The organism is Streptomyces sp. C, from assembly GCF_000158895.1.
GTDB lineage: Bacteria > Actinomycetota > Actinomycetes > Streptomycetales > Streptomycetaceae > Streptomyces > Streptomyces racemochromogenes.
In genome coordinates, this window is sequence record NZ_GG657750.1 from 2,006,371 (window position 1) to 2,016,954 (window position 10,584).

10 protein-coding genes are annotated in these 10,584 nt (G+C 74.4%); 5 read left to right on the forward strand and 5 right to left on the reverse strand.

What is annotated here, in order from left to right:
• From SSNG_RS43630 to uvrB, 3 genes are all read right to left on the reverse strand, one after another.
• Positions 1-928, reverse strand: a 928-nt coding sequence (locus SSNG_RS43630) for a TerD family protein (RefSeq protein WP_007263475.1), incomplete at its 3' end; no start/stop codon positions are given.
• Between the two features lie 45 nt (positions 929-973).
• Complete coding sequence (locus SSNG_RS08850) at positions 974-1,552, reverse strand: TerD family protein (RefSeq protein ID WP_007263476.1); 579 nt, start codon at positions 1,550-1,552, stop codon at positions 974-976.
• A gap of 84 nt (positions 1,553-1,636) precedes the next feature.
• Positions 1,637-3,787, reverse strand: coding sequence for an excinuclease ABC subunit UvrB (gene uvrB / locus SSNG_RS08855; RefSeq protein ID WP_007263477.1), 2,151 nt, complete (start codon positions 3,785-3,787; stop codon positions 1,637-1,639).
• Between the two features lie 247 nt (positions 3,788-4,034).
• On the opposite strand from uvrB, the gene SSNG_RS08860 reads away from it, so the two are divergent.
• The 3 genes from SSNG_RS08860 (at position 4,035) to SSNG_RS08870 (ending at position 7,058) form a co-directional block, all read left to right on the forward strand.
• Complete coding sequence (locus tag SSNG_RS08860; protein WP_007263478.1) at positions 4,035-4,937, forward strand: glycerophosphodiester phosphodiesterase family protein; 903 nt, start codon at positions 4,035-4,037, stop codon at positions 4,935-4,937.
• Between the two features lie 69 nt (positions 4,938-5,006).
• Complete coding sequence (locus SSNG_RS08865; RefSeq protein WP_007263479.1) at positions 5,007-5,570, forward strand: methylated-DNA--[protein]-cysteine S-methyltransferase; 564 nt, start codon at positions 5,007-5,009, stop codon at positions 5,568-5,570.
• A gap of 165 nt (positions 5,571-5,735) precedes the next feature.
• The gene (locus SSNG_RS08870) at positions 5,736-7,058 is read left to right on the forward strand and encodes an MFS transporter (protein ID WP_042800767.1); all 1,323 of its coding nucleotides are present in this window, start codon (positions 5,736-5,738) and stop codon (positions 7,056-7,058) included.
• Here the strand turns inward: SSNG_RS08870 and SSNG_RS08875 are convergent.
• Together SSNG_RS08875 and SSNG_RS08880 are read right to left on the reverse strand one after the other, a co-directional pair.
• On the reverse strand, positions 7,048-7,422 hold the full coding sequence (locus SSNG_RS08875; protein WP_007263481.1) for a cupin domain-containing protein: 375 nt from the start codon (positions 7,420-7,422) through the stop codon (positions 7,048-7,050). The two genes, SSNG_RS08870 and SSNG_RS08875, sit on opposite strands and share 11 nt — an antisense overlap.
• A 73-nt stretch (positions 7,423-7,495) precedes the next feature.
• Positions 7,496-8,281 carry a class I SAM-dependent methyltransferase gene (locus SSNG_RS08880; RefSeq protein WP_007263483.1) on the reverse strand — a complete coding sequence of 262 codons (786 nt, stop codon included), beginning with the start codon at positions 8,279-8,281 and terminating at the stop codon, positions 7,496-7,498.
• Between the two features lie 82 nt (positions 8,282-8,363).
• Between SSNG_RS08880 and SSNG_RS08885 the strand changes: the two genes are divergently transcribed.
• Both SSNG_RS08885 and SSNG_RS08895 read left to right on the forward strand, forming a co-directional pair.
• Positions 8,364-9,296 carry a pseudouridine-5'-phosphate glycosidase gene (locus SSNG_RS08885; RefSeq protein WP_042800768.1) on the forward strand — a complete coding sequence of 311 codons (933 nt, stop codon included), beginning with the start codon at positions 8,364-8,366 and terminating at the stop codon, positions 9,294-9,296.
• A gap of 224 nt (positions 9,297-9,520) precedes the next feature.
• A complete protein-coding gene (locus SSNG_RS08895) occupies positions 9,521-10,453 on the forward strand; it encodes a PfkB family carbohydrate kinase (RefSeq protein ID WP_007263484.1) in 933 nt (310 codons plus the stop codon).
• The last annotated feature ends 131 nt before the right edge of the window (positions 10,454-10,584 follow it).

The following is a 10,584-nucleotide window of genomic DNA, read 5'->3' on the forward strand; positions in this document are numbered from 1 at the left end:
CAGGTCCTCGAACATGCCCCCAGACCTGGTTGTAGAGCCGCTCGTCCATGGACCAGCCGCTGGCGTCGCCGGCGACCGGGGCCGGCGGCCGGCCGGGGTCGGCGGCGGGCGCGGGCCGGGGCGCGGGCTCGGGGGCTTCGGCGCTGGTGCGGCGGCGGCGCGGATGGGCGTAGTCGATGGTGGGCGGACCCTGTACCGCCGCGGTGTCCTCCGGGGCGGAGGGGGCGGCGCCGGGCGTGCCCGGGTAGGGAACGCCGGAGACCGGGACCGGATCCGGCGGCTCGGGGGCGGAGGCCGGAGCCGGGGCCGCCTGCCGGTCGGGGTGCGGGGCGCCCTGGGCCTGCGGGGGCAGGGCGGCGAGGGCGCGGTCGCCCCCGGCGGCCCCCGCGGTCCCGCGCAGGGCGGCCGCGGCCAGCTCGGCGGCCTGCGGTGCGGGCAGGCCCCCGTCGGCGAGCAGGGCGCCGAGGCCCTCGGCGTACCCCTGGCCGACGGCCCGGACCTTCCAGGCGCCCTGGCGCCGGTAGAGCTCCAGGGCCACGACGGCGGTCTCGGCGCCGAGCCCGGTGAGGGTGAAGCCGGCGAACTCGGGTCCGTCCGCCGGGGCCACCGCCGCGTGCGGGGCCGGTACGGAGCCGAAGCTCAGTGGTCCGCCCGGCGGCAGCACGAGGAGCAGGCCGATCCGGTGGACCTCCGCGGCGACGGCTTCGAGGTCGAGGGCCAGCGTGTGCCGGTCCGCGGGCTCCTGCGGCAGCCGGAGCCAGGCGGGGGCCTGGCCGCCCGGCCGGGCCAGCGCCCCGGGGCCCGCGAGGCGGCCCTCTTCGTCGGCCAGGGAGGCCAGGGCGAGCACGGGCGTGCCCGCCGAGACCCTGACCTCGACCCTGTCGTGGGGCACGGGGTGGTTCTGCCCCCGGACCAGTTCGGCCGTCATCGTGCAGCCCCTCCCCCGTGCCTTCTTCTCTTGCCGGTAGTGCTCTTACAGGTGCGGCAGGATCGCCGGCATCAGGTCCTGGAAGGTCCGGCCGTTGGCCGGGTTGCCGAGGGCCGTCATCTGCCAGCCGGCGCCGGACCGGGACACCTTCGCCATGATCTGCGCGGTGTACTGGCCGCCGCCGTCGAGGGTGTAGCGGGCGAGCTCCTGGCCGTTGGTCTCGTCGACGATGCGGCAGAAGGCGTTCTGCACTTCCTGGAAGGTCTGGCCGGTGAACGAGTTCACCGTGAAGACGATCGTGTCGATGTGGACCGGGACCCGCTGGAGGTCGACGAGGATGGCCTCGTCGTCCCCGCCCTGGCCGACGCCGCCGACCAGGTTGTCGCCGGTGTGGCGGACCGAGCCGTCGTCGCTCTGCAGGTGCCGGAAGAACACCACGTCCACCGGCTGCTTGTCGGCGAAGAGCACCGCCGACGCGTCGAGGTCGATCTCCCGCGTCCGGGAGCCGAACAGCCCCCGGCGCTTGGCCGCCTGCCAGCCCAGGCCCATCCGGACCGCGGTCAGCGTGCCGCCGTCCCGCTTCTGCAGACTGATGGCCTGACCCTTGGTCATGTTGACCGTCACGCGCGTTCCCCTCTCCATAGCCCGCCCCTAAAGGCCCGCAGCGTGCACCTGCGGCGCTTCCACACCCTACTGACCGCCCCGGGGTCAGGCGAGGCCCGCTTCCCTCATCTGGCGAAGCTCCTTCTTCAGCTCGCCCACCTCGTCCCTGATCCGGGCGGCGACCTCGAACTGGAGCTCGGCCGCCGCTCCCCTCATCCGCTCGGTCATCTGCTCGATGAGCGCGGCCAGTTCGGCGGCGGGCCGGTCGGTCGGGGCGGCGGCCGCGGCGGCCTTGGCCGTCTTGCCGCCCTTCCCCTTGGCGGCGGCCGCGGCCTTGCCGCCGAGCGCGGGGACCGGCGCCTTGCCGGCCTTGCCGTCCTTGGCCTGCCGGTAGCCGGTGCCGAGGAGCTCCTCGGTGTCCAGCTCCTCGCGGGCGATGGTGGCGACGATGTCGTTGATCTTCTTGCGCAGCGGCTGCGGGTCGATCCCGTTGGCCGTGTTGTAGGCGATCTGCTTCTCGCGGCGCCGGTTGGTCTCCTCGATGGCCTTCTCCATCGCCGGGGTCATCTTGTCCGCGTACATGTGGACCTGACCGGAGACGTTGCGGGCGGCGCGTCCGATGGTCTGGATGAGGGAGGTCCCCGAACGCAGGAAGCCCTCCTTGTCGGCGTCGAGGATCGCCACGAGCGACACCTCTGGCAGGTCGAGGCCCTCGCGCAGCAGGTTGATGCCGACCAGGACGTCGTACTCGCCGGCCCGCAGCTCGCGCAGCAGCTCGATGCGGCGCAGGGTGTCGACGTCGCTGTGCAGGTAGCGGACCTGGATGCCCAGCTCCAGGAAGTAGTCGGTGAGGTCCTCGGCCATCTTCTTGGTGAGGGTGGTGACCAGGACCCGCTCGTCCTTCTCCACGCGGCCGCGGATCTCGTGCACGAGGTCGTCGATCTGGCCCTCGGTGGGCTTGACCACGACCTCGGGGTCGACGAGGCCGGTGGGGCGGATGATCTGCTCGACGAAGCCGTCGGAGCGGGAGAGCTCGTACTTGCCGGGGGTGGCCGACAGGTAGACGGTCTGGCCGACGCGCTCCAGGAACTCCTCCCACTTCAGCGGCCGGTTGTCGAGCGCGGACGGCAGCCGGAAGCCGTGGTCGACCAGGGTCCGCTTGCGCGAGGCGTCGCCCTCGTACATGGCGCCGATCTGCGGCACGGTGACGTGCGACTCGTCGATGACGAGGAGGAAGTCCTCGGGGAAGTAGTCGATGAGGGTGTTCGGGGCCGATCCGCGCTCGCGGTCGTCCATGTGCAGCGAGTAGTTCTCGATGCCGGAGCAGGAGCCGATCTGGCGCATCATCTCCAGGTCGTAGGTGGTGCGCATGCGCAGCCGCTGGGCCTCCAGCATCTTGCCCTGCTTCTCCAGCTCCGCGAGCCGCTCGGCGAGCTCGGCCTCGATGCCGGTGATCGCCTTCTCCATGCGCTCGGGGCCGGCGACGTAGTGGCTGGCGGGGAAGACGTAGAGCTCGCGGTCCTCGCTGATGACCTCGCCGGTCAGCGGGTGCAGGGTGGACAGCGCCTCGATCTCGTCGCCGAACATCTCGATGCGGACGGCCAGTTCCTCGTAGACCGGGAAGATCTCGATGGTGTCGCCGCGCACGCGGAAGGTGCCGCGCGTGAAGGCCAGGTCGTTGCGGGTGTACTGGATGTCGACGAAGCGGCGCAGCAGCTGGTCCCGGTCGATCTCCTCGCCCACCTTGAGGGGGACCATCCGGTCCACGTACTCCTGCGGGGTGCCGAGGCCGTAGATGCAGGACACGGAGGCGACGACGATCACGTCGCGCCGGGTCAGCAGCGAGTTGGTCGCGGAGTGGCGCAGCCGCTCCACCTCCTCGTTGATCGAGGAGTCCTTCTCGATGTAGGTGTCCGACTGCGGTACGTAGGCCTCGGGCTGGTAGTAGTCGTAGTACGAGACGAAGTACTCGACGGCGTTGTTCGGCAGGAGCTCGCGGAACTCGTTCGCCAGCTGGGCGGCCAGCGTCTTGTTCGGTGCCATCACCAGCGTGGGCCGCTGGAGCTTCTCGATCATCCACGCCGTGGTGGCGGACTTGCCCGTACCGGTCGCGCCGAGCAGTACGACGTCCTTCTCACCTGCGCGGATGCGCTTCTCCAGCTCGGCGATGGCCGCCGGCTGGTCACCGCTGGGCTGGTACGGGCTGACGACCTCAAAGGGTGCCACCGTGCGTTCGATCTTCGATACGGGCCGCATGAGTCCACCGTACGACCCCGCACTGACACTCACGCCCTTCCGCGGGGCCGCGGGGCCCCGAGACAGGTCCGGCGGGCGCAGCGGATCTCCTCCTTTCCGGTCTGTTTGTCGTAGTTCGGTGGCGTCCCGGTGATCTTCGCGCCGATGATCGCCGTGCACGCTCCGCCGCGAAGTGCACCGCCTCAACGGCTCCCGCTCCGCACCCGTCTGACGCACGACCAGGGCTCACGACCCGAGGAGAGACCACATGTACGTCCGACCCGCCACCGCGGCAGCCGCCGCGATCCTGGGTTTCGCCCTCACGGTGCTGGGCGGGACGGCCTCCCCGGCCGCCACCGGCCCCGGCTCCCCCGGCGGCACGAGCGGGGTCCTGGGCCCCGTCGTGTACGCCCACCGGGGGGCTTCCGCGTACGCCCCGGAGAACACCCTCGAAGCGATCGACCTGGCCGGGCGGCTGGGCTTCGACTGGGTCGAGAACGACGTCCAGCGGACCAAGGACGGCGAGCTGGTGGTGGTCCACGACGACACCCTCGCCCGCACCACCGACGTCGAGCAGGTCTTCCCCGGCCGGGCGCCCTGGCGGGTCAAGGACTTCACGGCGGCGGAGATCGCACGGCTGGACGCGGGCGGCTGGTTCTCGCCGCGCTTCGCGGGCGCCCGGGTGCCGACGCTGCGGGAGTACATGGAGCGGGTCGGGGAGAACCGGCAGAAGCTGCTGCTGGAGATCAAGAAACCGGAGCTCTACCCCGGGATCGAGGGCGAGACGCTGGACCTCCTGGGCCGGCTGGGCTGGCTCGACGAGGACCACGTCTCCCGCCGCCTGGTCGTGCAGAGCTTCAGCGCCGACTCCGTGCGGATCGTGCACGGCCTGCGCCCCGACCTGGTCACGGCCTTCCTGGGCACCCCGGCCGTGGCCGACCTGCCCCGCTACGCGCAGTTCACGGACCGGATCAACCCGTGGCACACGACGATCACGGCGGACTGGGTGAGGGCGGTGCACGGCCTGACCGGGGCCCACGGCAAGGCCATGGAGGTGGACACCTGGATCGTGGACGACGCCGCCACCGCCCGCAAGGTCCGGGACATGGGCGTGGACGGGATCATCACGAACGCGCCCGACGTGGTGCGGGACGCCGTGATCGGCTTCTGACGCGCGCGGGAACGCCCCCGGGGCCGCAGGGCCGTCCGCGCTGTCGGTGGCGGGCCGTACCGTGGAGCCGTGGACAGCACCGAGCGGCCCCGCGGGCCGCACCTCGAATGGACCGTCGTCCCCAGTGACATCGGACCCCTGCTCCTGGCCGCGACCCCCGAGGGTCTGGTCCGGGTCGAGTTCCACGCGCGCCCGGACCGGGTCGGCCGGATGATCGGCTCGCTGGTCTCCCGGCTCGGCGCGGACGCGTGGCGGCCGGACCCGGGCGAGGAGGTGCTGCTGGCCGAGCCGATACGCCAGCTGGAGGCGTACTTCGCCGGTTCGCTGCGGCGCTTCGAGCTGCCGCTGGACTGGCGGCTCAGCTCCGGCTTCAACAAGCAGGTGCTGCTGGAGCTCGACCGCTCCGTGCCGTACGGGTCGGTCGTCGGGTACGGGGAGCTGGCCGCCCGCGCCGGACAGCCGGGGGCGGCCCAGGCCGTGGGCAACGCCATGGGATCGAACCCGCTGCCCGTGGTGGTGGCCTGCCACCGCGTGGTGGAGAACGACGGCGGGATCGGGGGGTTCGGCGGCGGGGTGGAGACCAAGCGGATCCTGCTCGCGCTGGAGGGCGTGCTCCCGCAGCCCCTCTTCTGACCTGCGGGTTCCGTCGCGGTGACAGCCCGTGGCCGTCCGGCCCCGGGCCGGGTACCCGGTTCCCCCGCGCGGCCGGCGGTGGGAAACTGCCGCCGTGACCACTCCTGCCGCTCCAGGCCCCGTCCCGTCCGCTCCCGCCGCACCCCCGCGCCGGGGGTGTCCGGCGTGAGCACCTCCCCCGACGCAGCCCCCGACACCGCCGCCGGCAGCAGCGGCGCGGCCGCTCCGGTCGACGCCGCCGACCTGCCCCGGCTCCAGCGCCGGACGTCCGCGGTGCTCATGGCCAGCCAGATCCTGGGCGGCCTGGGCGTGCCGATCAGCATCGCCCTGGCCCCCGTACTGGCCACCGAGATCAGCGGCACCGAGGCCCTGTCCGGCTTCGCCTCCACCGCCGCGGTGATCGGCACCGCCCTGGTCTCGCTGCCGCTCGCCGCCCTGATGACCGCGCGCGGGCGCCGCCCGGGGCTCGTGGTGGCCTACGCCATCGGCACGCTCGGTGCGGCCCTGGTGGTCCTGGCCGCCTCGGTCAAGAGCTTCCCGCTGCTGATGCTCGGCATGGCCGCCTTCGGCGCGGCCTCCTCCGCCAACCTCCAGGCCCGCTTCGCGGCCGCCGACCTCGCCGCGCCCGACCGGCGGGCCCGCGCGATCTCGCTCGTCGTCTGGTCCTCCACCCTGGGCGCGGTGCTCGGGCCCAACCTCTCCGCCCCCGCCAGCGACAGCTTCGCCGGCACCTCCATACCCCAGACGGCGGGCCCCTTCGTGTGGGCCGGCGCCGTCTTCGTCCTCACCGGCACGCTGCTCGCGGTGTTCCTGCGGCCCGACCCGCTGCTGACCGCCAGGGCCCTGGCCGGAGCCGGCGAGCAGTCCCGTCAGGCCCGCTCGCTGCGCGCCGGCATGGCCGCCGTCAAGGCCTCGCCGCGGGCCAGGCTCGCGCTGCTGACCGTCGCCGTGTCCCACACCGCCATGGTCTCGATCATGGTGATGACCCCGATGGACCTCAGCCACCACGGCGCCGGCCTGCGCCTCGTCGGCCTGGTGATCAGCGGCCACATCGCGGGCATGTTCGCCTTCTCCCCCGTCATGGGCTGGCTCGCCGACCGCCTCGGCAGGCTGTCAGTGATCGGGCTCGCGGCCGGGCTGCTCTCCCTCGCCGCCCTGCTCGCCGGCACGGCCCAGGGGAACCACGCCCAGAGCGCGGCCGGCCTCTTCCTGCTCGGACTCGGCTGGTCCGCCGGCATGGTCTCCGGCTCGGCGCTGCTGACCGACTCGGTGCCGCAGGCCGCACGGGCCGCCGTACAGGGCCTGAGCGACCTGACGATGAACACCGCCGCCGGTGTCGGCGGGGCCGCCGCCGGACTGGTCATGTCCCAGGCCGGCTACGGCTGGCTCAACGCGATCGGTGCCGCGCTCCTCCTGCCGATGGCGGCACTCGCCCTGTTCACCGCCCGGCGCCACCCCGCGCCCGGGAAGGCGGACCTCAGCAGTTGATGTGGTAGGCCTTGCGCAGCGTCTCGTGGACCGTCCAGGTGGTCCGGTCGCCCTCGCGCAGCACGCAGGCCGAGCCCGGACCCACGTCGAACGTCGCGCCGCCCTCGACCTCGATGGTGGCGCGGCCGCTGACCACCACGAACAGTTCGTCGGCCTCGGTGTCGGTGACCACCCCGGGGGTGATCTGCCAGATCCCCCGGATCTGCGAGCCGTCCGCCGACTCCCACAGCACCTTGCCGGTCACGGCCGGCGTGCCGGAGACGATCTGGGCGGGATCGAGCTCCTCGGCCTCCAGCTCGGCGTCGGGGACGTCCGCGACGGACACGGCGAAGGAGGCGGGGGCGCTGTGGTCACTGGTGCTCATGGTGCGTCAGCCTAGGGGCGCCGCCCCCGCCCACGGGGTCACCAGAGCGTCCAGCGCGGGCGCGTCCGACACGTCATTCCGTCGAGCGCGTCCGCACCACCGGCCGGCGCGCGCCGAGGACGGGCTGGTGGAAGCCGGTGTCCTCGGCGGGGTGCCAGACCGGCTCGCCGAAGCCCGCCCGCCGCACGTACCGCGCCGTCTCCTCCTCGGGGAGCGCCCAGTACGTGGCGGTCGACGTCCTCGTGCTCCAGGTCTCGCCGGACGGCAGGAGCTGGAAGAGCTCCACGTCGTAGCGCTCTCCGTCGGCGTGCCAGTGCCACAGCTGGAAGGTGACGGTGCGCCCCTCCGGTCCGGTCCGCACGTACGGGGCCTGGCTCGCGGGGCGGGTCCGGCGCAGCTCGCCGTAGGGGCGGGTGGAGAGCAGCAGCAGCCCGCCGGGGCGCAGCACCCGGCGGCTTTCGGCCAGTGCGGCGCCCACGTCCTCGGCGGTCAGCAGGTGCGGGAGCGCGTTGTCGGCGCACACGACGGCGTCGAAGGAGGCGTCGGGGAAGGGCAGCGCGCGCATGTCGGCGGCCGCGACCGGCAGCGTCAGACCGCGGGCGGCCGCCTCGCGCGCGGCGCGGGCCGCGGCGAGGGGGCTGAGGTCGGTGCCGGTGACCCGGTGGCCCAGGCCCGCCAGGCCCAGCGCCTGGGTCCCGATGCCGCAGGCACTGTCGAGCACGGTGTGCGGCCCCGGGCCGAGCGAGGCCTTGAGCAGGGCGTCCAGAGCACGGCCCTGGCGGGCGATGCTCGCGTCCCAGTCCGCGTACATGAGGTCGTAGCGCGGGGCGAGTTCGTCGTAGAAGGTCCGGGTGTCCATCCGGGCACGCTACTCGGACAGGTTCGCGCCGGAGCGGGAGGGGCGTGTTTGGGGGCGTGAATCCCGTGCCAGGGATGGGGACATGCCACAGCACAGAGCATCCGAGATCCCGGTCCTGTCGCAAGAGGTGCGCGAGGCGCTGGCCGATCGCCGGCCCGTCGTCGCCCTGGAGTCGACGATCATCGCGCACGGTCTGCCGCGCCCCCGCAATCTGGAGGTGGGGCTGGAACTGGAGGAACTGGTCCGGGCGGAGGGCGCGGTCCCGGCGACCGTCGCCGTGGTGGACGGGGTCCCCAGGGCGGGCCTCGACAAGGCCGCGCTGGAGCGGATCGCCGCCGGCGAGGGGGTGCGCAAGCTGGGCCACCGCGACCTCGCGCCCGCCCTCGCGGCGGGGGCGACCGGGGCGACGACGGTGTCGGCGACGGCCTTCCTGGCCGCGCGGGCGGGACTGCGGGTGTTCGCGACGGGCGGGCTGGGCGGCGTACACCGGGAGTGGACGCTCTCGCAGGACGAGTCGGCGGACCTGTCGCTGCTCGCCCGGACCCGGATCACGGTCGTGTGCGCGGGGGTGAAGTCGATCCTGGACGTGCCGGCCACGCTCCAGCGCCTGGAGACGCTCGGGGTCGGCGTCGTCGGCTACCGGACGAAGCGCTTCCCCGGTTTCTACCTGGCCGACTCGGGAGAGCCGGTCGACTGGACGGTGGAGGAGCCGGAGGAGGTGGCGGCGGTGATGGCCGCTCAGGACGCCGTCGGCGGTCCGGAGTCCGCGCTGCTGGTCGTCAACCCGGTGGATGAGGCGGAGCAGCTGGATCCGGCGCTGCACGACCGGGTCCTGGCCGAGGCGCTGGCCGAGTGCCGGGCGCGGGGCATCACGGGACAGGCGGTGACGCCGTTCCTGCTGGGGTTCCTGGTGCGCGCGACGGGCGGTGCGTCGCTGGAGGCGAACCTGGCGGCGGTACGCGGCAACGTGCGGCTCGGCGCCCGGATCGCCCGGGCCTGGACGGCCCGCGCATGACGGGGGCGCCGGCGGGGGCGCTGCCGGGTGGACTGCCCGGTGCGCCGGCGGGGGCACTGCCCAGTGCGCTGCCGGGTGGACTGCCCGGTGCGTCGGCGGGGGCGCTGCCGGGTGGACTGCCCGGGGCACTGCCGGGTGGACCGCCCGGGGCGCCGGCGGGGGCGCCGCCGGGTGGACTGCCTGGTGCGTCGGCGGGGGCGCTGCCGGGTGGGCTGCCGGGTGGACTGCCCGGTGCGCTGCCGGGTGGACTGCCCGGTGCGCCGGCGGGGGCGCTGCCCGGGGCGCTGCTGGTGGTCGGTGACGTGGTGACGGACGTGGTGGCGGTGCACCGCGAGCCGCTGACCCCGGCCACCGACACCGCCGCCCGCATCCGCACCCTCCCCGGCGGGGCCGGAGCCAACGCCGCCTGCTGGGCGGCCCGTACGGGCGCGGCGGAGGTGCGCCTGCTCGCGCGGGTGGGCTCCGAGTCGGCCCGCTGGCACGAGCGGGCGCTGGTCGACGCGGGGGTACGGCCCCGGCTGGTGGTGGACCCGGCGGAGCCGACCGGGACGGTGGTGGCGCTGGTCGGCGAGGACGCGGAGCGCACCTTCCTGACCGACAGCGGGGCCTCGCTGCGGCTGTGCCCCGCCGACTGGGTGCCGGCGCTGCTGGACGGCGCCGGGCACCTGCACCTCTCGGGCTACCTGTTCTTCTCGGAGTGCAGCCGGGAGCTGGCCCTGGTCGCGCTGCGGGCCGCCCGGACCCGGGGGGTGCCGGTGAGCGTCGACCCGGCTTCGGCGGGGTTCCTGGCCGAGCTGGGCCCCGAACGCTTCCTGGCCGCGGTGGCGGGGGCCGGCGTACTCCTGCCGAACGAGGACGAGGCCCGGCTGCTGGCGGGGGTCCGGGAGCCGGCCCGGGCGGCGGAGGAGCTGAGCCGGCGGGTGCCGCTGGTGGTGGTCACCCGGGGTTCGGGCGGGGCGATCGTCGCCGAGGGCGGGCGGATCACCGCCGAGGTCGAGGCGGAGCCGGCCGAGGCGGTGGACACCACGGGGGCCGGGGACGCCTTCGCGGGCGGCTTCCTGGCGGCCCGCCTCGCGGGCGCGACCGCCGCGGAGTCCGCCCGGGCCGGCTGCCGCGCGGCTGCCGCCGCGGTGAGCCGGCTGGGGGGCCGGCCGTAGCTCCTCCCGCGGTCCTCGCACCGCTCGGCGGTGGGGCGTTTCCGCGGCTTCGGGCTCGCTGAGCCGGGCCTGGGGCGTCGGGTGCGGGGCGGTTCCGCTGGCTGGGGCCGGTGGGCCGGGTGCGGGTGGTG

Excerpts from the sequence above, each read along its gene's own strand:
- SSNG_RS08880 (WP_007263483.1), bottom strand. The coding sequence starts at position 8,281 with ATGGACACCCGGACCTTCTACGACGAACTCGCCCCGCGCTACGACCTC.
- SSNG_RS08860 (WP_007263478.1), top strand. The coding sequence starts at position 4,035 with ATGTACGTCCGACCCGCCACCGCGGCAGCCGCCGCGATCCTGGGTTTC.
- SSNG_RS08885 (WP_042800768.1), top strand. The coding sequence starts at position 8,364 with ATGCCACAGCACAGAGCATCCGAGATCCCGGTCCTGTCGCAAGAGGTG.
- uvrB (WP_007263477.1), bottom strand. The coding sequence starts at position 3,787 with ATGCGGCCCGTATCGAAGATCGAACGCACGGTGGCACCCTTTGAGGTC.
- SSNG_RS08875 (WP_007263481.1), bottom strand. The coding sequence starts at position 7,422 with ATGAGCACCAGTGACCACAGCGCCCCCGCCTCCTTCGCCGTGTCCGTC.